The 22,391-nt window shown below is 66.4% G+C and carries 25 protein-coding genes; 15 read left to right on the top strand and 10 right to left on the bottom strand.

Annotated features, from left to right (window positions below; translation table 11 throughout):
• Positions 1-6: 6 nt before the first annotated feature.
• The 4 genes from galT to galE all read left to right on the top strand — a co-directional run bounded on the left by galT (position 7) and on the right by galE (position 4,724).
• Entirely contained in the window at positions 7-1,179 is a 1,173-nt protein-coding gene (galT, locus tag IEX24_RS11575) for a galactose-1-phosphate uridylyltransferase (protein ID WP_188678433.1), read from the top strand.
• On the top strand, positions 1,176-2,597 hold the full coding sequence (gene galK / locus IEX24_RS11570) for a galactokinase (protein ID WP_229715268.1): 1,422 nt from the start codon (positions 1,176-1,178) through the stop codon (positions 2,595-2,597). Before galT ends, galK begins: the two co-directional genes overlap by 4 nt.
• Positions 2,594-3,640 carry an aldose 1-epimerase family protein gene (locus IEX24_RS11565; RefSeq protein ID WP_188678431.1) on the top strand — a complete coding sequence of 349 codons (1,047 nt, stop codon included), beginning with the start codon at positions 2,594-2,596 and terminating at the stop codon, positions 3,638-3,640. The genes galK and IEX24_RS11565 overlap by 4 nt, the downstream gene beginning before the upstream one ends.
• Positions 3,641-3,725: 85 nt before the next feature.
• Complete coding sequence (gene galE / locus IEX24_RS11560) at positions 3,726-4,724, top strand: UDP-glucose 4-epimerase GalE (protein WP_188678429.1); 999 nt, start codon at positions 3,726-3,728, stop codon at positions 4,722-4,724.
• Here galE and IEX24_RS11555 read toward each other — a convergent pair.
• Together IEX24_RS11555 and IEX24_RS11550 are read right to left on the bottom strand one after the other, a co-directional pair.
• Positions 4,705-5,460 (bottom strand): hypothetical protein, encoded by a 756-nt coding sequence (locus IEX24_RS11555; RefSeq protein WP_188678427.1) that lies wholly within the window; start codon positions 5,458-5,460, stop codon positions 4,705-4,707. The genes galE and IEX24_RS11555 overlap by 20 nt on opposite strands.
• An 18-nt stretch (positions 5,461-5,478) precedes the next feature.
• Entirely contained in the window at positions 5,479-5,970 is a 492-nt protein-coding gene (locus IEX24_RS11550; protein WP_188678425.1) for a Rieske (2Fe-2S) protein, read from the bottom strand.
• A 114-nt stretch (positions 5,971-6,084) separates the two neighbouring features.
• Here IEX24_RS11550 and IEX24_RS11545 point away from each other — a divergent pair, with 114 nt between their 5' ends.
• Complete coding sequence (locus IEX24_RS11545) at positions 6,085-6,627, top strand: sigma-70 family RNA polymerase sigma factor (RefSeq protein WP_188678423.1); 543 nt, start codon at positions 6,085-6,087, stop codon at positions 6,625-6,627.
• Positions 6,624-7,565, top strand: a complete 942-nt coding sequence (locus IEX24_RS11540) for an anti-sigma factor family protein (RefSeq protein WP_188678420.1) — start codon at positions 6,624-6,626, stop codon at positions 7,563-7,565. Before IEX24_RS11545 ends, IEX24_RS11540 begins: the two co-directional genes overlap by 4 nt.
• A gap of 76 nt (positions 7,566-7,641) precedes the next feature.
• On the opposite strand, the gene IEX24_RS11535 is transcribed toward IEX24_RS11540, so the two are convergent.
• The gene (locus IEX24_RS11535; protein ID WP_188678418.1) at positions 7,642-8,241 is read right to left on the bottom strand and encodes a histidine phosphatase family protein; all 600 of its coding nucleotides are present in this window, start codon (positions 8,239-8,241) and stop codon (positions 7,642-7,644) included.
• Positions 8,242-8,469: 228 nt separating this feature from the next.
• Here IEX24_RS11535 and IEX24_RS11530 point away from each other — a divergent pair, with 228 nt between their 5' ends.
• On the top strand, positions 8,470-8,763 hold the full coding sequence (locus IEX24_RS11530) for a DUF7882 family protein (protein ID WP_239083127.1): 294 nt from the start codon (positions 8,470-8,472) through the stop codon (positions 8,761-8,763).
• Between the two features lie 24 nt (positions 8,764-8,787).
• Here IEX24_RS11530 and IEX24_RS11525 read toward each other — a convergent pair whose 3' ends face one another.
• Together IEX24_RS11525 and IEX24_RS11520 are read right to left on the bottom strand one after the other, a co-directional pair.
• On the bottom strand, positions 8,788-8,985 hold the full coding sequence (locus IEX24_RS11525) for a hypothetical protein (RefSeq protein WP_188678414.1): 198 nt from the start codon (positions 8,983-8,985) through the stop codon (positions 8,788-8,790).
• Between the two features lie 146 nt (positions 8,986-9,131).
• Positions 9,132-9,896, bottom strand: coding sequence for a fructosamine kinase family protein (locus IEX24_RS11520; RefSeq protein WP_188678412.1), 765 nt, complete (start codon positions 9,894-9,896; stop codon positions 9,132-9,134).
• 321 nt (positions 9,897-10,217) lie between these two features.
• Here IEX24_RS11520 and IEX24_RS11515 point away from each other — a divergent pair, with 321 nt between their 5' ends.
• The 3 genes from IEX24_RS11515 (at position 10,218) to gad (ending at position 14,237) form a co-directional block, all read left to right on the top strand.
• Entirely contained in the window at positions 10,218-11,123 is a 906-nt protein-coding gene (locus IEX24_RS11515; protein ID WP_188678410.1) for a methyltransferase, read from the top strand.
• Between the two features lie 104 nt (positions 11,124-11,227).
• On the top strand, positions 11,228-12,658 hold the full coding sequence (locus IEX24_RS11510; protein ID WP_188678408.1) for a Vgb family protein: 1,431 nt from the start codon (positions 11,228-11,230) through the stop codon (positions 12,656-12,658).
• A gap of 175 nt (positions 12,659-12,833) precedes the next feature.
• A complete protein-coding gene (gad, locus tag IEX24_RS11505; protein ID WP_188679054.1) occupies positions 12,834-14,237 on the top strand; it encodes a glutamate decarboxylase in 1,404 nt (467 codons plus the stop codon).
• Here gad and IEX24_RS11500 read toward each other — a convergent pair.
• Together IEX24_RS11500 and IEX24_RS11495 are read right to left on the bottom strand one after the other, a co-directional pair.
• On the bottom strand, positions 14,227-14,514 hold the full coding sequence (locus tag IEX24_RS11500; protein WP_188678406.1) for a hypothetical protein: 288 nt from the start codon (positions 14,512-14,514) through the stop codon (positions 14,227-14,229). The genes gad and IEX24_RS11500 overlap by 11 nt on opposite strands.
• Positions 14,515-14,541: 27 nt before the next feature.
• Positions 14,542-14,814: a DUF2277 domain-containing protein gene (locus IEX24_RS11495; RefSeq protein ID WP_188678404.1), complete on the bottom strand. Its 273-nt coding sequence runs from the start codon at positions 14,812-14,814 to the stop codon at positions 14,542-14,544.
• A 50-nt stretch (positions 14,815-14,864) separates the two neighbouring features.
• Here IEX24_RS11495 and IEX24_RS11490 point away from each other — a divergent pair, with 50 nt between their 5' ends.
• Both IEX24_RS11490 and IEX24_RS11485 read left to right on the top strand, forming a co-directional pair.
• On the top strand, positions 14,865-15,557 hold the full coding sequence (locus IEX24_RS11490) for a DJ-1/PfpI family protein (protein WP_229715267.1): 693 nt from the start codon (positions 14,865-14,867) through the stop codon (positions 15,555-15,557).
• 9 nt (positions 15,558-15,566) lie between these two features.
• Entirely contained in the window at positions 15,567-16,643 is a 1,077-nt protein-coding gene (locus IEX24_RS11485; protein ID WP_188678402.1) for a DUF8686 domain-containing protein, read from the top strand.
• A 146-nt stretch (positions 16,644-16,789) separates the two neighbouring features.
• Here IEX24_RS11485 and IEX24_RS20055 read toward each other — a convergent pair whose 3' ends face one another.
• Entirely contained in the window at positions 16,790-17,335 is a 546-nt protein-coding gene (locus IEX24_RS20055; protein ID WP_188678400.1) for a DUF3800 domain-containing protein, read from the bottom strand.
• A gap of 188 nt (positions 17,336-17,523) precedes the next feature.
• Here IEX24_RS20055 and IEX24_RS11475 point away from each other — a divergent pair, with 188 nt between their 5' ends.
• From IEX24_RS11475 to IEX24_RS11465, 3 genes are all read left to right on the top strand, one after another.
• A complete protein-coding gene (locus tag IEX24_RS11475; RefSeq protein WP_188678398.1) occupies positions 17,524-18,474 on the top strand; it encodes a heavy metal-binding domain-containing protein in 951 nt (316 codons plus the stop codon).
• A gap of 91 nt (positions 18,475-18,565) precedes the next feature.
• Positions 18,566-19,390, top strand: a complete 825-nt coding sequence (locus tag IEX24_RS11470) for a heavy metal-binding domain-containing protein (RefSeq protein ID WP_188678396.1) — start codon at positions 18,566-18,568, stop codon at positions 19,388-19,390.
• Positions 19,384-20,232, top strand: coding sequence for a hypothetical protein (locus IEX24_RS11465; protein ID WP_188678394.1), 849 nt, complete (start codon positions 19,384-19,386; stop codon positions 20,230-20,232). Before IEX24_RS11470 ends, IEX24_RS11465 begins: the two co-directional genes overlap by 7 nt.
• 1 nt (position 20,233) lies before the next feature.
• On the opposite strand, the gene IEX24_RS11460 is transcribed toward IEX24_RS11465, so the two are convergent.
• Both IEX24_RS11460 and IEX24_RS11455 read right to left on the bottom strand, forming a co-directional pair.
• Entirely contained in the window at positions 20,234-21,475 is a 1,242-nt protein-coding gene (locus IEX24_RS11460) for a toxic anion resistance protein (RefSeq protein WP_229715265.1), read from the bottom strand.
• A gap of 189 nt (positions 21,476-21,664) precedes the next feature.
• The gene (locus tag IEX24_RS11455) at positions 21,665-22,300 is read right to left on the bottom strand and encodes a flavin reductase family protein (RefSeq protein WP_188678392.1); all 636 of its coding nucleotides are present in this window, start codon (positions 22,298-22,300) and stop codon (positions 21,665-21,667) included.
• Positions 22,301-22,391 lie beyond the last annotated feature (91 nt).

Here is a 22,391-nt window from a genome sequence, read left to right as displayed (position 1 = left end):
CGCTACATGACACTCGAGCAGGCAACGCCCGCCGGCATCGCACTCTCTGAGGTGGGCGGCAAGCCCATCGTCAAACGCGAACATGTGCTCGCCGACGGGCGGCAGTTGATCTATTACGACGACACCGATACCACCCTGGCGCCGTCGCGCCTCCCCGACGAACGGCTTCTCGACCCGCGGCCGGTCACGGCTGTCATGCGGCAAGACGCGCTGACCGGCGAATGGATTTCGATCGCGGCCGCCCGCAACAACCGGGTGTTTCTGCCGCCGGCGAACCTCGACCCGCTGGCCCCGCAGGCGCCCGACAACCCCTCTGAAGTGCCGAGTGTGTACGACGTGGCGGTGTTCGAGAACCGGTCGCCGTCGTTCGGGCCTGAGCTGGCCGGCGACGGCCGAGCGTCGGTGGGAGTTGACGATGGCGTGGGCTTGGGGCGGGCACGGGCATCCATCGGCCGGTGTGAAGTGGTGTGCTTCAGCCCCGAACGCGAGGGTTCGTTCGGCTCGCTCGGCACCTCGCGGGCGCGCACGGTGATCGAAGCGTGGGCCGATCGCACGGCGGTGCTTTCTGCGCTGCCGGGCATCGAGCAGGTGTTTCCGTTCGAGAACAGAGGTGAGCAGGTGGGGGTGACGCTTCATCACCCGCACGGTCAGATCTACAGCTACCCGTTCGTCTCGCCGCGCACCGAGCGGCTCATCGCGTCGATCGAGGCGTACGGGCCGACTCTGTTCGCCGATATTCTGGCTTTCGAGCAGCAGGGTGAACGGATGATCGTGCAGGGCGAGCACTGGAGTGCCTTCGTCCCGTTCGCGGCACGCTGGCCCATCGAGGTTCATCTGCTGCCGCATCGGCAGGTCGCCGACCTCGCAGGCACGACGAGTGCCGAGCGTGACGAACTCGCGGTGCTCTACCCGCGGGTGTTGCGCGCCATCGACGGTCTGTACGAGACTCCGACGCCCTACATTGCGGGTTGGCATCAGGCGCCCGTGAATTCGCACCGAGATGAGATTCGGCTGATGCTGCAGATCACGTCGCCGCGCCGCGCCGCCGATCGGCTGAAGTTCTTGGCCGGCTCGGAGTCGGCCATGGGGGCGTTCATCGGCGATGTGCCGCCCGAGACGACGGCGCACAATCTGCGCGAGAGTCTGGCGAAACTCACCGACGGTCTGGGCGCTCTGTGAGCGGCGAGAATGCGGGCGTGGCGGGCGCGGTAGGTATGGCTGGTGAGGTGGGTGCGGCCGAGGTGGGCGTGGCTGAGGTGGGCGTGGCTGAGGTGGGCGTGGCTGGTGAGGCACTCGAACCGCACGAGGCGACCGGCGCTGTCGATGACGCGCTCGCGACCGAGCTGAGTGCCGAGTTCGCCAGGCGGCACGGCAGTGCTCCGCTCGGTGTCTGGTCGGCGCCCGGCCGGGTGAACCTGATCGGCGAGCACACCGACTACAACAAGGGTTTCGTTCTGCCGTTCGCCATCGACAGGCGTGCGTACGTCGCGCTGGGTTCGCGCGACGATGGACTCGCGCGGGTGTCGTCGACCTTCACCGACGAGGTGGTCGAAGTACCGCTGGAGAAGCTGTCGCCCGAGCTGCTCGAGGGCTGGTCGGCGTATCCGCTGGGCGTGGCATGGGCCTTGCTCGCCCAGGAGGCACCGGCGGGGGAGTCGGGCGTTGCCGGGGTGGGCGAGGTCGGCGTGGCCGGTATCGACGCTGCCGCTGCCCACCCTGCCGGCTCCCACCCGGCCGGTGGCGAGTCGGGCAGTGCCGGGGCGCGCGGGTTCAGCCTGCACATCCACTCTGACGTGCCCATCGGCGCCGGGCTCTCGTCGTCGGCTGCCATCGAGTGCGCAACGGCCGTGGCGCTGAACGAATTCTGGGAGCTGGGCAACACGCCGAAGGCGCTGGCGCGGGTCGGTCAGATTGCCGAGAACCAAGTGGTCGGGGCGCCAACGGGCATCATGGATCAGTCGGCGTCGATGCTCGGTCGCCTCGACGCTGCCGTCTTTCTCGACTGCCGCAGCATGCAGACCGAAACGGTGGCGCTCGGCCTCGCCGCCCACGAGTACGAGATTCTCGTGATCGACACGAAGGTGAGCCACGATCACGCCACCGGCGGCTATGCGGCTCGCCGGGCATCCTGCGAGCGAGCTGCAGAGGTGATGCAGGTCGACTCGTTGCGCGAACTCAGCCCGGCTGATCTGCCGCGCATGCGTGCTGCCCTCGACGACGAGACGTTTCGCCGGGCTCGGCACATCGTCACCGAGAACGATCGGGTCGAAGCGACGGTGCGACTGCTCGAAACGAGCGGACCGCAGGCCATCGGCGCGCTGCTCGATGCCTCGCATGTGTCGATGCGCGACGACTTCGAGATCTCGGTGCCGCAACTCGATCTCGCGGTCGAAGTGGCACAGTCGCTGGGTGCCGTCGGCGCACGGATGACCGGCGGTGGTTTCGGCGGCTCCGCGCTCGCCCTGGTGCCGCGCGCTCTGCGGCCCGCGCTCGAGGCCGGTATTCTCGAAGCATTCGCGCAGCACGGGTACCGCGCGCCAGACCTCTTTGTCGTTCAGCCCTCAGACGGCGCAACCCTGAAAGGCCAACTGCGATGAGCGAGCCGAGCCATGCCGGGGTTCAGATCGCTGGGGATGAGCTGGCGTTGCCGACCGGGCTGCAGTTCGAGCTTCGGCAGGCGAGCGGCGGGCGCACCGTGCGCGCAGTCGTCACCGAGCTGGGCGCGATGCTCAGGGTGCTCGAGGTCGACGGTGTGCCGCTGATCGAAGGATTCGACGAGACCGTATACCCAACATACTGTGCGGGCTGGGTGCTGATTCCGTGGCCGAATCGCGTGCGCGACGGTCGGTGGAGTTACGACGGCCGCGAACGGCAGTTTCCGCTCACCGAGTCAGAACGCGGCAATGCGTTGCACGGGTTGCTGTTCTCGCTGCCGCACGAGGTCGTGGCACAAAGCTCTTCGGCGGTGACGTTGCGCGCTCGCAGTGAGCCGAGCGACGCGTATCCGTTCGCGCTGACCGTCGACACGACGTACGCGTTGGCTGATGGTGCTGCCGGGGGTGCTGGTGCTGCCGCTGGGGCACGCGCGACCGCGGCCGGGGTGCTGCTCGTGACGCACTCCATCGCCAATACCGGGGAGCGCCAGGCGCCCGTCGCTGTGGGCTCGCACCCCTACTTTCGCGTCGGTGACGTGCCCACGAACGAGTTGACGGTGACCCTGCGGGCATCCACTCGGGTGAGCGTGGATGACCGGCTGAACCCCGTCGGCTCAGCACCGGTCGCGGGCACCCGTTTCGATCTCAATGAGGGCGCACTGGTCGGCGATCTCGACCTCGACACTGCGTACTTCGACCTCGAGGCCTCGGCAGACGGAACCTACCGCCACAGCATCGCAGCACCCGACGGCCGTCGCATCGAGGTGTGGGGCGACGCGAACTACAAGCACGCGCAGGTCTTCACGACGCAGATCTTTCCCACCGGCGGGGGCCTCGGCTGGGCAGTTGCGGTCGAACCGACCACGGCTCCGCCTGACGCGCTGAACTCGGGGGTCGACTTGCGTTGGATCGCCCCGGGCGAAACCTGGGCGAGCTCATGGGGCATCGATTTCGTGACTCCCGACCCGCAAGGAGAAAACGCATGACGTGGTTAGTGACCGGCGGCGCCGGAGCTGTGCTGGTTCGGCATCCGGCTGAGAGCTCGGCAGTGGTCTTCGAAGGAGACAACGCATGACGTGGTTAGTGACCGGCGGCGCCGGATACATCGGCTCGCATGTGGCGCGGGCGTTTCTTGCGGCGGGTATCGACGTGGTTGTCATCGACGACCTGTCGAGCGGAGTGGCCGCGTTCGTGCCCGAGGGTGCGCTGCTCGAGCAGGGTTCGCTCGTCGATGCGGCGTTCGTCGACCGGGTCTTTGCCGAGCATCCGGTCACCGGAGTCGTGCACCTGGCCGGCTACAAGTACGCGGGCGTGTCAGTTCAGCGCCCCATGCACACGTACACGCAGAACGTCACGGCGACCGTCAACCTGCTGAATGCCATGCACGCGAACGAGGTGCCGTCGATCGTGTTCTCGTCGAGCGCTGCCGTGTACGGCAATACTCCGGCCGAATTCGTAACCGAAAGCACGGCGACCGCGCCAGAGTCGCCCTACGGCGAGACGAAGCTCATCGGCGAGTGGATGATCGCCGACCAGGCCCGCGCCACGGGCCTTCGCCACACCAGCCTGCGCTACTTCAACGTGGTGGGCTCGGCCTCCCCCGAGGTGAGCGACACCAGCCCGCACAATCTCTTTCCGCTCGTCTTCAGGGCGCTCGAGTCAGGCGCTACCCCGAAGATCTTCGGCGACCAGTACCCCACGCCCGACGGAACCTGCGTGCGCGACTACGTGCACGTGGCCGATGTGGCGGCGGCGCACGTCGAGGCGGCGAAGAAACTCGACGCGGGCGTCGCGCTCGAGCGGGCGTACAACTTGGGCAGCGGGTCGGGCGTCTCGGTGCGCGAGATCATGACCGAGATGGCCGAGGTCACGGGCATCCCGTTCACCCCCGAGGTGTTGCCGGCGAGGCCCGGCGACCCGGCCCGAATCGTGGCATCGGGTGAGCTTGCCGCGCGCGACGTGGGGTGGATGCCCGCCCACACGCTGCACGACATGATCGCCTCAGGGTGGGCGGCTGCGCGCCACACGGCCGCGGCTGCCGTGCCCGCCGCTACTGCGGCTGATCGCTGAACGAACCCGACCAGACCGCCTGCGAACCCGATTCGCCGATCTGCACCACCTTGACGACGGTGCCGGCTGAGACTCCGAGTGCGACGACGATCAGCACGATCGACACCACCAACGACAGGCGGGCGCTAGCCCGGTGCAGCGCGGGCGTCGCTGCAGCGGCGGCCGCGTCTGCTGTGCGCGACGCTGTGGTCGGGGCCTCCGCTGTCGGAGCGAACGGATCGGCGACGGTGGATGCGGCCATGCTGCCGCTGCCCGCGCTGCCCGCGCTGCCCGCGCTGCCCGCGCTGCCCGCGCTGCCCGCGCTGCCCGCGCTGCCCGCGCTGCCCGCGCTGCCGCTGCCTGCGCCGACCGCCACCACCGGCATCGAGGCGTTTCGGCGCGGCGCTTCAGGCAGGCTGCGCACCGCGGCGAAGAACCGATACCACCCCCAGATCACCGTCGCCACGACGAACTGCGCGATGGCCCAGGGCAGCATCGTGTCGCCGAGAGCGACGTGTTTGAGTAGCAGCGGCGTCGAGCCGACCCGTTGCTCGAGCCATTCGCCCGCGTTCGTGGCGAGCGGAACGCTGACGAGCCCGATGAGCGTCACGATGGGCGTCAGAATGCCGAGTTTGCGGCGAAACACCGGCCAGACCGAACCGAGGCCGGTCATGATGGCGCCGGCGGGCACCACGATGACCACCACGTGCACCAGCAAGATGTGCAGTGGCAGTCCGTTGATTTCGTAAGGCAACACGGTGCGCTCCCGCCGCCCCTACGCTGCGACGATCTGGTCGCCGTCGACCTTCACGGCAACCGGGGTCAACCCGCTCTGAGCCGGGCCGTGAGTGACGTCGCCCGTGGCCAGCGCGAACGTCGAACCGTGGCACGGGCACTCGAAGTCGGTCTTCGCGAACGCCACGGCGCAGCCCTGATGTGGGCAGACCGAGCTGAAGGCCACCACGCTTCCGGCGGTCGGCTGGCCGACCAATAGGCCCTTGCCCTCGAAGGTGACGCTCTTCGCTCCGCCCACCGGAATGTCGGCGAGTGCCGCCACGGAGGCGGTCGAACCTGACGCGCCCGCCGAAGTCGACGGTGCTGCTGAGCCCGCGGCCGAGCCCGCCGTCGAAGGGGCGGCCTGAGCATCCGACCCCGACGACGTCGTGGCTGGGGCGCAGGCGGCGAGGGCGAACGCGCTCGCTCCGGCAAGACCCACCGTTGCCGAGGTGAGAACTACGCGGCGGGTGATGGCTGATTTCTCGGTCACAATGCTCCTTCGTCGGGTGTCTACTGGTAGTTACGAACTCGCAGCTGAAATCGTTCATTCGCGTGCTGAACTTTTTCTGCCAGTCTCTCGTACTACCTAGTGGAGGTGCTGACAGTGGGTGATGAGCAGGCACAACTGCTGCGTTCGCTTCATGATCAGTACGCCGAAGCGCTCTTCAGGTTCGTCGTTCGATTGACGAACGACAGGGCATGGGCCGAAGACGTGGTGCAAGAGACGCTGTTTCGGGCCTGGCGCAGCCCACGGCTGCTGGCCGGTGACCGAACCGTTGCTCGCGGCTCGGCCTCCGCCGCCAATTCAGACTCCGCACAGGCGTGGTTGTACACGGTGGCGCGAAACCTCGTCATCGACGAGTGGCGAAGCGCGCGTTCGCGCAACGAGATCGCCGGCGCCGCCCTGCCTGAGCGGGCCAACGCAGACCACACCGATCAGGTCTTGCAGGCCTGGCTCGTCGCCGACGCGCTCACCGAACTCTCGCGCGAGCACCGCGAAGTTCTGGTGCAGAGCTATTACGGCGGCAAGACCGTTGCCGAGATCGGCGCCGAGCTGGGCATTCCCGACGGCACCGTCAAGTCGCGGTTCCACTACGCCCTGCGCGCGCTGCGCCTCACCCTGCAAGAGAAGGGGGTGACGAGATGAGCGGCGACGAGATTCGTGATCGTGCTGGCCGAGGCGGTTTCGACGATTTCGACGGCACTTCGGCTGACCGCTATCGAGACTGGGATGCCGCCTACGTTCTCGGCTCGCTCGCACCCGCCGAGCGTCTCGAATTCGAACAACACCTCGCCCAGTGCGAAAGCTGCTCTGCTGCCGTGGCCGAGCTCGCCGGAATGCCAGGGCTCCTCGCGAGCCTGACACCAGCCGAGGCGTTCGAGCTCGACGAACCTGGCGCGGTCGCCGGGCGAGTGGATGCCCCGCCGAGCATCATGCCCACGCTTCTGTCGCGCGCCCGAGCGTCACGTCGCCGCTCTCGCCTCACCGCCGTGACGGTCGCCGCCCTCTCGGTGGCTGCCGCCGTGGTGCTGACCGTGCTCGTTGTCGTCGCTGTCAATCCGTCAGGCGCACCCTCACCGAGCGCGCAGCCGGGCGATACCTCGCTCGCCGGCGAAGTGACCTTCGTCTCGGCGAACCCGAGCCCGCTCAGCGCGGTTGCGACCTTGCACGACGAGCCGTGGGGCACCCGCATCGAGTGGAAGTGCACCTACGCAGAGAACGACGGCGCACAGGCTCCGGCCTCTGCGGCGACCCCGGGGTCATCGAGCGGCACCCCGGCAGGCTCGAACTGGGCGGGCGCGCCGGGGCCGGCGTCAAGCGCGGCGCCAGGTGGGAACCCCGGCGCAGCCTCGAGCGCGGCCCCGAGCGGTGCCTCCGGCGGCGCCCCTGGCGGTGACGCGCGCAGCTATGCCATGCTCGTCGTCGATCGAGCCGGCACGAGCGTTCAGGTGGCGACATGGACGTCGGGGCCTGGAACGGTGGCGATGCCAACCGCTACCACGAGCATCCGCGTCGCCGACATCGAGTCGGTGCAGATCGTGGCCAGCGACACCGGTCAGGTGTTGCTCACCTCGGTGTTGTAATCACGGTGCTGTGATCACGGTGCTGTGACCTCATTGCTCTGACCCCGGTGCTGTGACCCCGGTTCTCTGACCAGGCCTACGCCTCGACGACCTCGGCCAGGTACTGCTGCCCGTTCACCACCAGCACCGACCACGCGGCGCACTCGGCTTCGTCGAATTCGTGCACCAGCACGCTGTGGGCCGCGTTCGTGATGGTCGTTATGGGCTGACCGCTCAGCGCGGTCATGGCGATGCGGATGAGCGTTCCGTGCGCCACCACGATGATGCGGGCTCCCGGGTGTTCGGCAACGAGCGCGTTGAGCGCGGCTGACGCGCGTTCAGCCACCTGGGCCTCGGTTTCGGCGCCTTCGAACCCGCCCGGTATGCGCAGCGCGCGAAGCTCGTCTCCGTCTTGCAGACCTTCGGCGCGGCCGTAATGACGTTCGATGATCTGCGGAACCAGCGAGAGAACCGGCACCCCCAACTCGGCGCCGAGAATCTCGGCGCTCTCGTGGGCGCGAACCAACGGCGAGCTGACAATGAAATCCCACGGCGAATCGCGAAGCAATTCTGCGGTCGCACGCACCTGATCTCGCCCGGTGTCGTTCAGCGGAATGTCGGAGCTGCCCTGCAGGCGACGTTCGGCGTTCCAAGCGGTCTCGCCGTGGCGCACCAAGGCGAGGGTGGTCGTAGTCACTTCTCTAGTCTGCCAGCTTGCACGCTCACGATGGGGGTTGGCGAAGTTTTCGCATGCTGATCGTCAGCTTTGGCACAACGACTTCGGCACAACGATGCATGAATTGCTCCAGGCGTCAACCCCCTAGCTCTCGCGACCCGCAGTGTGTTTTGTTTGAATATTGTCTATCTGTGGCTTATGCGGGGAGAGACTCCGAGAGTCGCACGTGGAGGCACAAGAGTGGGCAAGATGATCTACGGCAACGCGGGCACAGAGATCATATTCGACGACCGCGCCCTCGCTCACTTGCAGATCGTCATCGGCAACAAATTGCGCAGGCGCGAAAGTTTCTTCTTCTCCTGGAAAGACGACAGCGAGCAGGGCTCCGGCCGCAGCAGCTTGTGGCTCGACCCGTCTATTCCGCTCTACTTCAAGTACTTCGGCAGCAAAGTTCCTATCGTCAACCGCGAGTGGGTGCGGTTGCTCGCCGACTCGGCCAACAGCGGCGGCGGCCTGCACTACATCACGGAACCCGAGGGCTGAAGCGCGCACCGCGCGCCCAGCTGTTCACAGCAGGCCCCAGTCAAGGTCGTCGGTGAAAATGCGGTAGTTGTCGTCAGCGACATACGGATGCGCGACATGTGTTTCGCCGTCGAACCCGGCGGCCTCGTGCTCGCCCGCACGGTTCGGAGGCGAGCCGGTCATCTCGGCAGCCAACTCCGGCCCAGAGCCCGAGACGGGTTCTTGGCCTGGCAGTATGTTCATGACGTGACTCCCGAAGCGTGAGACTCAGCGACCTCAGTGCCGGGGTCTGGGGCAGTGGTTTCGTCAAAAATAACACCGCCGTATGCACGTGTGCCCGCTCTTGACTGTCGGGGCGCGCATGGCTAGGAGAGCCGTTGTTCGTCGAATTAGAGTGCGAGCACCGCTTCGGCCGCATGCGTCAGCTCGGCGCCGTACGAGGGGCCGTGTCCGGCCGCATGCACCGCGAGCGGGTGCAACTGATGCAGGGCGACTCGGTTCTGCCAACCCGCTTTCAGCGCGTGCTCGATGTGATAACCGGCCAGAATCTCTTCGAGAAACGGGCAGCCGAACAGGGCCAGCATCGCGAGGTCGGTTTCTCGGTGGCCGCCGTGCGCCGCCGGGTCGATCAGTACGACGCCGCTCGGCGACCACAAGACATTGCCCGACCAGAGGTCGCCGTGGATGCGCGACGGCACATCGTCGTCATCGAATTCGCCCGTCGCGATGCGGTCACATGCTCTCTCGACCACCGCACGGCCGCTCGCGCTCAAGTACCCGGAGTGTTCGGCCTGATTGAGATACGGCCGCACACGATCGTTCGCGTAGAACACCCCCCACGTGCTCGAGTGCGCCGCCGGCAGCGCGCGCCGACCGATGAACAAGGGCCCGTCGTAGCCGTGCGGCGGGGCGCCGAACGCGATTGCTCCGGCGTTGTGCGTCGCGGCGAGGTCGCGGCCGAACTGGCGGGCGGCCGCAGCGGCAGGCCGAATCTCGGCCACTCTGCGAATAGTGATGTGCGCCTGATCGACACTCAGCACCTCGACGACGTCTACCCCGCGAGCATCGGCGAGCCAGCGCAGCCCGGCGGCTTCGGCCTCGAAAAAGCCCGGCGGGGCATCCGCTCGCCGCTTTTCGAACGTTCTGGGCAGCATGAGACCCCCCGGCCGCAGACAGAATCAGAATCGGTTGCGACAAGCCCTCGAGAGTGACGTGGGGCTGTCGGTTTCGGTGCCGGCCGTCAGTTGCGGTAGGCGCTGTGCGCCATGGCGAGACCCGCCGCGATTCCGGTGATGCCAACGCCGAGGGTGATGAAGCCAAGAAGGCCGAGCAGTAATCCTGACATCTGGTGCGCTCCTTGAAAGAGGGGTTCTGTGCCTCTACGGTACCAAGTTCTGGGTGCCCCGGGCTAGCCCGGGCAGCGCGCGGCGAGATAGGGTTGGCGCGCGTGCCGGGCAAGCAGTGGGGGAGCCCAGATGAGCGACACAACCGATGAGATCGTGCGGCGCCTGCGCGCCGCGGGCTGCGTCTTCGCCGAAGACGAGGCGGCGTTGCTCGTTGCCGAGGCGGAGTCGCCTGGCGAACTCGAAGCCATGGTCGATCGCCGCGTCGCCGGGCTGCCGTTAGAGCATCTGCTCGGCTGGGCGCAGTTCTGCGGGCTGCGCATCGCGGTCGAACCGGGGGTGTTCGTTCCGCGGCACCGCACCGAGTTTCTGGCGCAGCAGGCGATCGCGCTGGCGTTGACGCCTTCGTTCGGGTTTGCGACCGGCCGGGCATCCACTGACGGGGGGCCTGCTGACCGAGAATCTGCTGGCCGGGCGCCTGCTGGCGGGGGGCCTGCTGACCGGGCGCCTGCTGCAGAAGGTTCGCCGCTGCGCTCGCCCGTGGTCGTCGACCTCTGCTGCGGTGCGGGGGCCATCGGCGCGGCGATCATCGATGCGGTGCCGCACGCGAACGTCTTCGCGGCAGACATCGACCCCGCCGCGGTGCACAGCGCACGGCTCAACATCACCAACGGGCAGGTCTATCAGGGCGACCTGTTCGACGCCCTGCCCGCGGCGCTGCGCGGAAGTGTCGAGGTGCTCGTCGCCAACACGCCCTACGTGCCGAGCGAAGCGATCGCCCTGATGCCGCCAGAAGCGCGGCTGTACGAGGCTCGAGTCGCGCTCGACGGCGGCTTCGACGGGCTTGACGTGCAACGGCTCGTCGCCGCTGCTGCGCCCCTCTGGCTCTGCCCCGGTGGCCATCTGCTCGTCGAAACCAGCGACGAACAGGCTCCAGCGACGGCCGCCATCTTCGAAAGCTGCGGGATGCCCGCCCGCATCGTGAGCTCAGAAGAGCTCTTCGCCACGGTCGTCATCGGCGTGCGCCCCCTCGCCTGAGTAATCGGTGATCTATTCTCATCAAAAGTTGCTGACAATCCCTCACCTCATGTAGGTTGTGAGAATCTCGCGCGCAGGTGCGCTCACAAGCTAGGGAAACAATTATGAAGTTCAGACACGCACTGGTCATTCCGGTGACCGCGGCCCTGATCGGGGCCTCGGCGCTGGCGGCGTCGGCGGGGGTCGCGGTGCCGGCTCCGCCGTTCGCGACGCTGCCGCACGGTAGTCAACCTCTCGATGTGGTAACCGACTCGGCGCACAACGTCTATGTGCTCAGTCAGAATGTGCCGTCGAGCGTAACCGAGTACACTTCCACCGGCACTCTGGTACACACGTTCACTCTGCCCGCCTCGAGTGGTGCGGTTCTAGATATGACCATCGACCCGAGCGGTATGATCTACACCGCGAACTCCGATCACACCATCGGGCGAATCAATCCCACTGCGGTCACTCTCGATGCCGCGTGGGCGAACGTCGGCGTCGGCCACGATCCGTCGGTGGTTCACTACGACGATGCGAGCGGAATGCTGTACGTCGCCGATTCCAACGATGCGGCATTCTTTCGTATCGACAACGAGGGCGGCACGATTCTCGCGCCATACGCAATCGGTCTGGGTGTGACCCACGTGACCGATATGACAATCACCCCGAGCGGTCGCATTTTTGCTACGTGGATCGACACCGCGTCGATCGGCCACATTGCCATGATCGAGCCACAGGCGTATCCGCATGCCCCCATCGTCGAATCGACCTACAAGCTGATCGGCGGGGGCTCGTTCCCCACCGGTATCGTCTCAGATTCGGCGGGCGACATCTACATTGCGAACCACGGCTCTAACAACATCCTCGAATACGACGCCGATGGCGGCGGTGCTCTGGTCAACACCTTCGCGCTTGCTGCTGGAACCGATCCGTTCCGCGTCGCAGTCGATAGTTCTGACAATGTCTATTACTCAGGCTCCAACACCGGCACGAACGAGAGTTCGATCGGGTTCATCTCCGCAGCCGGTCAGCTGAATCTGACGCCGATCGCCGTCTTGCCCTTAACGACCGACCCAGTGGGGCTGACCGTCGAGAGTGATTCTGCCACGCTGTATGCAGCCGGGTTCGGCAACAGCACGCTCGTTCAGCTGGCGCTGGGGGCTACCATCACGTCGGCCGATCCGTCGGCCACGCTGCAGGCCGGCTCGACGTTCAGCTACACGCCGACCACGAGCGGGCTCGACCCGATTTCGTTCAGCTCTCCGAACTTGCCGGCCGGGTACACGCTGAACGCGACCACCGGCGCGGTGACCGGAACGGTGGGCGCCGCCGGAACATCGGTCGCCTTCGATCTCGTGCCGTCGAACACGTTCGGCGCGGGAACTGCTCAGCACATCGTGATCGCGGCTGCCGCGGTGACGCCCACGAGCCCGCCGCCTACGCAGACTCCCGGCGGTGGCGGCGGTAGCGGCACGGGTGGTACGGGTACGGGTACCGGTAACGGCACGTCGACCGTACCGCCGGGCTCCCATCTGCCCAAGGTAAGCGGCTGAGCCTCACCGGTGGCCGACGCTGCCCCTCGCGAGATCACTTCGCGAGGGGCGTTGTCGTTCACGGGCATCCACTCGGCTTGACGCTCTGCAAGCGCAACGCCACACTGAGAGCACGCCGAGCCCGAGCGCATGCACGTACCGACCGAAGAAGGTTGCTGTGACCACTGAAGATCTCATCAAGCCGAGCGAATCCACTCACGCTTTTACCGGGCTTTCGGGTCAGAATCAGCTGAATCCGCTGTTCTGTCGCGAGGGTGAGTCGAGCGACTTTCCGCTCAACACCCTGCCCCAGGGTGAGTCTCTGCCCGAGACGGCCTATCAGGTGGTTCACGACGAAGCGATGCTCGACGGCAACTCGCGGCTCAACCTCGCGACCTTCGTGGGCACGTGGATGGACGAGAAAGCGCAACGCATCTACGCAGAGTCGGCCGACAAGAACATGGTCGACAAAGACGAATACCCGCAGACGGCCGCCATCGAGACCCGCTGCTGGCTGATGCTCGCGAATTTGTGGCACGCTCCAGACGCGAACAACGCCATCGGCACCTCGACCATCGGCTCGTCGGAGGCCTGCATGCTCGGCGGTCTCGCCCTGAAGCGTCGGTGGCAGCTTGCCCGCCGGGCCAAGGGCCTCTCGACCGAAAAGCCGAACCTCATACTCTCGAGCGCGGTTCAGGTGTGCTGGGAGAAGTTCTGCAACTACTGGGATGTCGAGCCGCGGTACGTGCCCATCACCGACGAACACAAGGTGCTCGACGGCCACGACCTTGACAAATACGTCGACGAGAACACCATCGGCGTCGTCGCGATCATGGGCGTCACCTACACCGGCATGTACGAGCCGGTGGCAGCGATCGCCGCCGCGCTCGACAGGATTCAGGCCGACACCGGCTTCGACATTCCCATTCACGTCGACGGCGCCTCGGGCGGCATGATTGCCCCGTTCTTGCAGCCCGACCTCAGGTGGGATTTTCGCGTCGAGCGGGTCGCATCCATCAGCACGTCGGCCCACAAATACGGCCTCGTCTACCCGGGGCTCGGCTGGGTGATCTGGCGCACGGTCGATGACCTGCCCAAAGAGCTGGTGTTCGACGTCACCTACCTCGGTGGTCACATGCCGAGCTTCGCGCTCAACTTCTCTCGGCCGGGCGCCCAGGTACTGCTGCAGTACTACCTGTTCTTGCGCCTCGGTTTCGACGGTTACTACCGCGTGCAGAAGGCCTCTCAAGACGTTGCGGTCTACCTCGCCACCGAGATCGGCAAAATGCCTGCCTTCGACCTGTGGAACGACGGCACCGACATTCCTGTGTTCGCCTGGCAGCTCAGCAAGGGGTACACCCAGAATTGGAATCTCTACCACCTGTCAGAACGACTCCGATTGAAGGGCTGGCTGATTCCGGCGTACCCCATGCCCGACAACCTCTCCGATATCACCGTGCAGCGCATCGTGGTGCGCAACGGGCTCAGCCGCAACCTCGCCGAGAGCCTGATGCTCGACATTCGCGAGGCGGTCGACTACCTCGATCGGCTCGAGTCGCCGATGCCGACCGAGGGATTGGTGGGCGGCTTCACGCACTAGGTGACGCTGCGGGGTCTGCCGCACTGTGTGAGGCGACGCCCGGTCGGCTGAGCACGGCCGCCGCGAAGAAACAGGTGGCGCCCGTAAACGTGACGAGGTTCGCCCAGAACAGGCTGACGAGGTCGTGGCTTTCGGGCAGAACGTAGGCGTTCACGGCCGAGACCCCGAACAGCACCGAGCCGACCATGGTGAGCCACGAACAGCGCCACGTTTTCGCCCGAGGGTTCCACAATGATTCACGCTCGGTCGTGGCGATGACGGCGAACACGCTCGACACGAGAAACGCGGTCGAGCGCGGTACGGGTCAAGCCGCCGCGAAGCGCTTCGCGGAGCGCGCCTTCGCCTTCTCGGCCTCGACCTCGCGGTTCTTCGGCGGGGCGCTCGCCACCAGGTCTTCGAGCAGGTGCCGCGAGATGTGGGCGATCTCTTCGACGGCTCGCTCGAACGCCTCGGTGTTGGCCTTCGAGGGCTTGGTGGCTCCGCTGATCTTGCGCACGTATTGCAGTGCTGCGGCGTGCACCTCGTCGTCGGTGGCGGCGGGCTCGAAATTATGCAGAGTATGGATGTTTCGGCACATGTTTCTAGGCTACGCGGCCCGAAACGCGCTGTCACTGCTATTTTTGGCGCATGATCGGTTCGCGCATTCAGGTCGTCGTGGTGCTCTTCGACAACGTCACCCAACTCGACTTCACCGGCCCCGCGCAGGTGTTCGCGCGGCTGCCCGACACCGATCTGACCTACGCCGCACCGACGCTCGATCCAGTCTCGACAGACAGTGGATTCTCGGTCGTACCCACGGCGACCCTCGCCGCCGCGCCGCAGGCCGACGTGCTCTTCGTTCCCGGCGGCCAGGGCGCCATGGAGTCGATGGCCAACCCCGCGATTCTCGATTTCGTTCGGCGCCAGGCGCAGCAGGCCACCTTCGTGACCTCGGTGTGCACCGGGTCGTTCGTGCTCGCCGCCGCAGGCCTTCTCGCCGGGCGCCGCGCCACCAGCCACTGGGCCTCGCTCGACATGCTCACCGAGTTCGGCGCGACACCTGTGTCTCAGCGCGTGGTCACCGACGGGAACATTATCACGGGCGCCGGCGTCTCGTCGGGCATCGATTTTGCGTTGGTGCTCGCCGAGCGTCTGCGCGGCCGCGAGGTGGCCGAGCGCATCCAGCTGCAGATCGAGTACGACCCGCAGCCTCCGTTCGACGCCGGTTCGGCAATGTCGGCTCCGCGCGAGTGGGTGGATGCGGGCCGGGCAACGGCACGCGACGCCCGGCTGCCGGCCGTGCGTGAGGCGGTTGCCCGCCTGGCCGCTTCGTCTCGATAGGCTTCGAGCGTGAGCGCGAGCGAGGGTGACGAGCAGGTGGTTGTCGGCGAAGACGCCAGCCCCGGGCATCCGGTTCGCCAAAGCCAAAGTCGCGGCCAAACTCAAAGCCAAAGTCACAGCCAAAGCCCGAGTCCGACCCAGAAGCCGAAGCGCCGCTGGCACTGGCGGCTCATCGCGTTTCTCACTCTCATTGCGCTCGTGTACGTCGCGGTCATTTCGCTGTATGCCTGGAGCGGGCGAGTCGAATCCACGGGTGAGAACCCGGCGCCGCCGCCGGGGGGCGTGACAGTGCTTCTCACTCAGCAAGCGGTGAATGCCAGCGCCGAGACCATGTCGATGATGGCGACGTTGCAGGCCTCGCCAGAACTCCAGGCGGGCGATGCAACGACCCTGGCGCAAGACGTGCACATCATCATCTCGCCGGTGTCGGGCGAGCAGGCCATTACGTTTGCCAAGGGAACCATTCCCGGCACGCAGAACGTGAATCTGCTTTCGACGGGAGCCATCGAGAATTGGCCCTTCGACACGTACACGTCGCCGCTCGTGGTGATCGCGTACATCGGTGCCGAGGGCAACGAGCAGGCCGTTCCGACGAACGTCGACATCAGCGGGTATCTGCCTGGCTGGCGGCTGTCGAACACCACCGTCGTGACCCACGAGATCACAGTGGTCGGCCCCGACGGCGACATCGACTGGCCGACGTTCATGCTCACGGCGAACCGTTCGGGCAGCACGGTCGCGTTCGGCATCGTGCTGCTGAGCCTGCTGGTAGCGATGCCTGTGCTCGTGCTTTTCGTTGCGATCACGGCGTATCTCGGCCGCCGCAAAGTCGAGGCGTCGTTCATGAGCTGGATGGGCGCGATGCTCTTCGCCACCATCCCGCTGCGCACCTTCCTGCCCGGTTCGCCGCCCATCGGCTCGTGGATCGACTTCTTGATCGTGCTCTGGGTCATCGCGGGCCTCGTCGCCGGCCTCATCATCTACGTTCGCGCCTGGGTACGCTGGGGTACCCCGAGCATCCCGCCCCCCGTGCCGCCGAGCATCCCACCGCCCGACCCGACACCCACTTCATCGAAACCGAATTGAGGCAAATGTGCTCGAGATCGTCAACGATCGCGTGCCAGCCTGTGTGGTATGCTCACTTTTGCGAGGGGCATTAGCCCCGAGAAGTTAGCCTGGCAGTCTTCCGGACGGTACGACGAGCCAGGCTCGCGCATTTAATGCCTGCTCGGTTAGGCCCGACCGAGTTTCGTGTGCCCGCGCACGAGCGGCGATGCGCGTCGAACCCAATCTCCGCCCGCCTGAAAGCACCAGGCCACCGCATCGCTTACCCAGAGCAGCGGCTCATCGCTCGGCGAAACGTGTGCGTAACTCAGGTGTTCGACGTAGTTGTGGGTTTCAAGGGCGGTTCGAATCATTCGACGGTCAGCAGAAACGAGGGAGTCGTCTCGCTCGATCACAAGCCTGCTGGCACGAGATTCGGCCAGATCTTTCACCAGTTCGTTCAAACAGATCTCCCTCGCCAGCTTGTCGGGCAGCCGACGAACTGAATAAAGCTGAACCCTGACCGGGAGTTCGCACAACCGCGAGAGAAGCCGACGTCGTGAGGCAGTCTGCTCGTTCTTGAAATGAATTCGGCGCTGACCGGCCCTGTTCAACTTACGCAGTTCAACGTCGACGCGCGCCCGGTTCGCTGTGGTGCTCGCGGCGGCAATCATGTACCCGTTCGATTTCGACTCATCGATGAAGACGTGTACGCGAGGAGAAAAAGAGGACATCGGAACTTATCTGCGAGGTAGTCGATGGCTGACGGGCGGGCATAAAAGATCGTGCCCGAGCCAAGTCGAGTATAGCTCATGAAGTAGAGTCGGTGAATGCCTTCGTCGACGGCCTGGAAACCAGGTGGCGGCGCAAACTCTCAGTATCGGGGCGGGTCAATCGCGGCCACGAGTGGTTGGATGAGCAGGTGGACGATTGGATCAACGGTTTACCGCCGGCAGCGCACGAGCGGGTCGAGCGCCAGCGCGCCGGCCACACCGCGGGGTCGTTGTTGTCGGTGGCGTCGGCGGCGAGCATCCAGAGCGCTGGGCTCACCTCGGTGGGCGAAGTCTTCGGCTGCGTGGTGATGAACCTCGGCTGGGCCGGCGCCGGCTGCGCGTGGTGGAATTCTGGCGCCTACGGTTTCGGCAACATGGGCATGAACATGGGGGCCGTGTCTCCGGTCACGACCTCGGGTGACGGCGGCAAATGGGGCAGTTTCGCGCCCTACGTGAACGCATTCGAGCGTGCCTGGTACGGCTCGCTTCGCCGCATGGTCATCGAAGCGCAGGCGCTCGGTGCGCACGGGGTGGTGGATGTTCGTATCGTTCGGCGTCAGCTCGAAGGCGCCGCCTGGGAGTTCAGCGCGCTGGGCACAGCGGTGCGTTCGATCGACCCGTCGCTGGCGCCGATACCGCAGACCGCGGGCGAGGTCTGGAGCACGAATCTCAGCGGGGAAGACACAGCCGCAGCCATCTTGTCGGGCTACATGCCCCGCGAGATCGTGCTCGGCATCTCGGTTTCGACGAAGCACGAAGACTGGCAGCTTCGTCAACAGCGCTCGAGCTGGGTGAACGGCGAGGTCGATGGAATGACGCAGTTGATTCAGGCCGCTCGCCAGGAATCTCGCCATCGGCTCGCGGCGCGCGCGACCCACACCGGCAGCGCCGAACTAGCGGTGACCAGTATGACGCTCTCAGAATTCGAGACGGCGTGCGGCGGCCAAGACGGTCGAGACCTGCACGCCGAGTCGGTGGTGGTGGGCACCACGCTCATTCCGCTGCCGCGCTCACGGCGCCGCGCACCGGGCACCAACGCCCTGACCATTCTGCCGTTGCGTGACCCGCCGAACCGCCCCGCTCGAAGGCAGAGTCGATGAATTGCCGAGCGGGTCGACCCGCGCGCGGCCGACGCTTCGACCCATTCACCGCCCCCGAAACTCACTTCTTCTGCGAACGGATGCACTGCTCATGACCGACCCCTTCTCCGGCATCTCGCTTCCCGCCGACGCCCGCGCGCGCTTGGCTGACGGCAAGAAGAACCTCTTCACGTCTGACCTCTCGGTGAACGAGTTTCTGCTCGTGAAACAGGCCGGGTTTCGGCCGGTGGGGCTGGTTCTCGGCTCGAGCGTGTATCACGTGGGCATCCAGGCCCGTCGCTGGGGAAAGAACATGGAGCTCGACAAGTTGAGCGGCGCGATGTACCACGCCCGTGAACTCGCCATGACCCGAATGGAGGCCGAGGCAGACGCCCTCGGGGCCGACGGAATCGTCGGCGTGCGGCTCGAGATCGAGTTCAAGGAGTACGGCAACGATCTCGCCGAATTCGTGGCCATCGGCACCGCGGTGGTGGGCGATGAACCGCCGGCCACGGGCACCTGGCGCAACAATAAGGGTCTGCCGTTCACCTCTGACCTCTCGGGCCAAGACTTCTGGACTCTGATTCAGTCGGGCTACGCTCCGCTCGGTCTCGTCATGGGCACGTGCGTCTATCACATCGCCCATCAGGGCATGATGTCGTCGCTCAACAACATCGGCGCGAACGTCGAGATCACCCAGTTCACCGAGGCACTGTACGACGCGCGTGAACTCGCGATGGGTCGCATGCAGACCGAAGCCGAGACGCTGGCGGCCGAGGGAATCGTGGGCGTGCAACTGCTGTCGCTGCCGCATCGGTGGGGTGGCCACACCACCGAGTTCTTCGCCATCGGCAGCGCGGTGAGGTCGTTGCGACCCGACCATGTGATCGCCACGCCTAGCCTCGTGCTGCCGCTGACCGACGGTGGCCGATGGTGAGCGGGCCCGGCGAAATCGCCGCGATTCGTCAAGCGGATGCCGCTGCCGACCCTCAAGCGTTTCTGAACGCACTAGTCGCGGGTGCAACTCGCGCACTCGGCGAGCCGGTGGCCGCCGGCGTTCTCGTGGTCGAGCGCACTCGATCGCTCGGCGACCGTGTGGCCGGCCGGCCTGGTCAGATCACCGAGCTTCGGCTTGTTGCCGACGGCACAACCATGTCGCTGCGACCGGCCGCGCACGCGCAGTGGGTGGCCGAGACCCACCGGGTTTCGGGCGGGGTGGTCATCGCGCGGCAGACCCAGGCGCTCGGCGAGTGGCTGAACGCGTTCGCGGGGCGGATCGCCGCTGTCGCGGGAGACGCGGCGGGTGACGCCGCAGCATCGGGTCGCGCTCTGCAGGCGCTCGGCATCCACTCGCCTACGCCAGATGCCGCGGTGACAGAGTCGAACGTCGACGCCGACCTGCGCTCGCTTCCTGCCCGAGTTGCGGGGCGGATGCCCGCTGAAGCTCAGACGGCCGTCGAGCGCATTTCGGCTCTTCTGCTCGACGCTTTGCCGCGGGTGTCGAGCGGCGAACCCGACGTCGTGTTGCGCCGAGCCGCCACGGTGTACCTGCCTGACACTCTGCGGGCGTACCTCGCGCTTCCGCCGGATTGGGCCCAGACGCACGTGTTCGCTGACGGCTCGACCCCCGACTCGGCACTGGTGACGCAACTCGCGGTGCTCGAGTCGGCGGTCGCCAAACTGCGTGACGCGGCGGTGGCGAACGATGCGGATGCTCTGCTGATCAATGGGCGATTTCTGAGCGACCGGTTCGCGGTCTCGAGCCTCGACCTGCAGTGAGCTAGCTGGCGGGGAGTTCGCCGGCGCCGCCCGTGCCGTCGCCCGCGTGCGAGCGGTCGAGGTAGCTCCTCGAGCGGGCCACCTGCCCCTCGAGTGCGGTGACAGTCACGGCCATGTTCTCGACAGCCTTTGCCCGGTACCCATCGATCGCATCCATCGTGGCGAACACGTTGGCGAACGCTCGCTGAAGCGTTTCGACGCTGACCCCAGACGAGGCGGCCTGCTCGTGAATGAGGCCCGACTGCTGCTTGAGTGCTTCGCTCGTTCGCTCGATCATCGAGTTCGTGGCGTCGTTGAGCGCCCCGATCTGGTCGAGCACGAGCCGCTGATTGGCCAGGGCCTGCGACACGATGACCGCCGTTCGCAGAGCGGCGACCGTCGTTGTGCGGGCCCGCTCGACGCCCTTGATCAGTTCGAGGTTGTTCTTACGAATCATGTCGAGTGCCAAGTAACCCTGCACCGAAACCGCGATCTGAGTGGTGAGATCTTGGCGGCGCTGCCGAATGGGAAAGAGTGCGTCTGAAACGAGGGCATCGGCGAGGCGCGGGTCAGCGGCCCGGGCTGCTTCGGCTCGCGCTGAGACGGCATCGTCGAGCGCTGCAGCAAGGGCGGTGTACTCACCGAGCTTGCCCATGGTTGCCCACAGGTTTGCGCGCTCGAGTTCGATGGCCGCGTTGTCTTTCAGCAGCTCGTCTTGACCGGAGATCAGCGCAGTGATGATGGCGTCGAGCTGTTTCTGCGCCGACTGGTAACGGGCGAAGTAGTGGGTGAGCCGATTGCCGCCGGGCAGTCGGCTGAGCAGTTTCTTGGCGCCCGTGAGGTCGGCCCGGCCAGGGTCGAGGTCGGTGATGGTCACGCGCAGGTCTTGGAGAGTGCGAGCAACGGCGACCTGCGGATCGCCCGCCGCTCCGCGCCCACGAGCCGCGGCAAGCGATGATGAGGGCCGCGCGAGCATCCGGTTCGACGTCTCTGCGCTGGCCCGAATCTCTTGCTCGCCCATGCGGGTGATGTCGTCGACCTTCGCCGAGAAGCCCGGGCTGCCGGGCTGAAGCGTGGCGAGGTCGGCCACGAAGGTCTGAGCCGTCTGCTGCAGTTTCGTTCGCGTTTCTGTCGCCAGCGGCACCATTCCCACGGCCTGTTCGCCTTTGACCTCGGGCACCACGGCCGGCGGTGTCAGCACGATCTCGGTGCCGGCCGTCGGCTCAGGCGGTGTGAGCGGCTGGGTGAGGTCGAGCTCAGACACAGGTCTCCCTTCGTGCGCACCTCGCACGTTCACACCCAGCGTAGAGCCACCGGCTGCGGGCCCGCCGAGACTTCACGAGCAGTGTCGTGGCGCGGCCTGACGCGGCGTGAGCGCGAGCTCACCCGCCACGGCGCTCACCCGCGACGGCGCAGACCCGCGACGGCGCTCACCCGCGACTGGGCAGACCCGTCACCACCAGGCGAGCGACTCCGTGGGCACGTGCCGCCCCGAGGCCGGGTCGAGCACGGCGAGCTTGCTCTTGTAGAAGGTCAGCGGCTGGGCGTGGCCTACCGCGAGGGCGTAGTCGTCGACCCGGGCGATCACAACGACGTGGTCGCCCGCGTCAGTGATCGAGTCGATGGTGCACTCGGCCCACAACACGGCCCCCGGCACCCGCAGGGCAGACCAGGGGTTTTCGCCCGGCCGGGGCGCATCCGGAGTCGACGTCGCCGACGTGGCGAACCGATAGCACTCGGCTTCTTGGCCGCGCCCGAGCAGACTCACCACGAACCGGCCCGATTCGATGATGGTGGATGCCCGTGCCGACGATTTCTGCGCGAAGAACGCCAGCATCGGGGGGTTCGCCGACGCCATGGCCAGCGTGGCGACCGTCATCGCCACGGGAAGGTGCGTATCGCCGCCGGCGTAGGTCGCGAGCACGGCGACTCCGCTCGGGATTCGGCCCATCGCCCGGCGAAATCGGGTGGCCTCGCCGGGGCCGGCCCCCGTGGTCGACCCCGGCGATGGTAGGGGTTGCGCAGAGCCCAGCGGTAGAGCGGCTGTCGCGGCCGGCGCGGCCTTCGACGTGAGCGTGGCGGATGACATGGCGAACCTTTCGTGCGGCGTTGCAGGTCGGTGAACCGAAGAAGTGTTATCGATCTAAGCCGTCGACGAGAGCCGGTACTAGTGCCGTTTG

Source organism: Subtercola lobariae, assembly GCF_014640255.1.
In the GTDB taxonomy this organism is placed as follows: Bacteria; Actinomycetota; Actinomycetes; order Actinomycetales; family Microbacteriaceae; genus Subtercola; species Subtercola lobariae.
The sequence above is the reverse complement of the archived record's forward strand: the minus strand, read 5'-3'. Positions and strand labels throughout refer to the sequence as shown.

Excerpts from the sequence above, each read along its gene's own strand:
- galE (WP_188678429.1), top strand. The coding sequence starts at position 3,726 with ATGACGTGGTTAGTGACCGGCGGCGCCGGATACATCGGCTCGCATGTG.
- IEX24_RS11495 (WP_188678404.1), bottom strand. The coding sequence starts at position 14,814 with ATGTGCCGAAACATCCATACTCTGCATAATTTCGAGCCCGCCGCCACC.
- galT (WP_188678433.1), top strand. The coding sequence starts at position 7 with ATGACACTCGAGCAGGCAACGCCCGCCGGCATCGCACTCTCTGAGGTG.
- IEX24_RS20055 (WP_188678400.1), bottom strand. The coding sequence starts at position 17,335 with ATGTCCTCTTTTTCTCCTCGCGTACACGTCTTCATCGATGAGTCGAAA.
- IEX24_RS11540 (WP_188678420.1), top strand. The coding sequence starts at position 6,624 with ATGAGCGGCGACGAGATTCGTGATCGTGCTGGCCGAGGCGGTTTCGAC.
- IEX24_RS11520 (WP_188678412.1), bottom strand. The coding sequence starts at position 9,896 with ATGCTGCCCAGAACGTTCGAAAAGCGGCGAGCGGATGCCCCGCCGGGC.
- IEX24_RS11565 (WP_188678431.1), top strand. The coding sequence starts at position 2,594 with ATGAGCGAGCCGAGCCATGCCGGGGTTCAGATCGCTGGGGATGAGCTG.
- IEX24_RS11490 (WP_229715267.1), top strand. The coding sequence starts at position 14,865 with ATGATCGGTTCGCGCATTCAGGTCGTCGTGGTGCTCTTCGACAACGTC.
- IEX24_RS11515 (WP_188678410.1), top strand. The coding sequence starts at position 10,218 with ATGAGCGACACAACCGATGAGATCGTGCGGCGCCTGCGCGCCGCGGGC.
- IEX24_RS11465 (WP_188678394.1), top strand. The coding sequence starts at position 19,384 with ATGGTGAGCGGGCCCGGCGAAATCGCCGCGATTCGTCAAGCGGATGCC.
- IEX24_RS11470 (WP_188678396.1), top strand. The coding sequence starts at position 18,566 with ATGACCGACCCCTTCTCCGGCATCTCGCTTCCCGCCGACGCCCGCGCG.
- IEX24_RS11525 (WP_188678414.1), bottom strand. The coding sequence starts at position 8,985 with ATGAACATACTGCCAGGCCAAGAACCCGTCTCGGGCTCTGGGCCGGAG.
- IEX24_RS11510 (WP_188678408.1), top strand. The coding sequence starts at position 11,228 with ATGAAGTTCAGACACGCACTGGTCATTCCGGTGACCGCGGCCCTGATC.
- IEX24_RS11530 (WP_239083127.1), top strand. The coding sequence starts at position 8,470 with ATGATCTACGGCAACGCGGGCACAGAGATCATATTCGACGACCGCGCC.
- IEX24_RS11455 (WP_188678392.1), bottom strand. The coding sequence starts at position 22,300 with ATGTCATCCGCCACGCTCACGTCGAAGGCCGCGCCGGCCGCGACAGCC.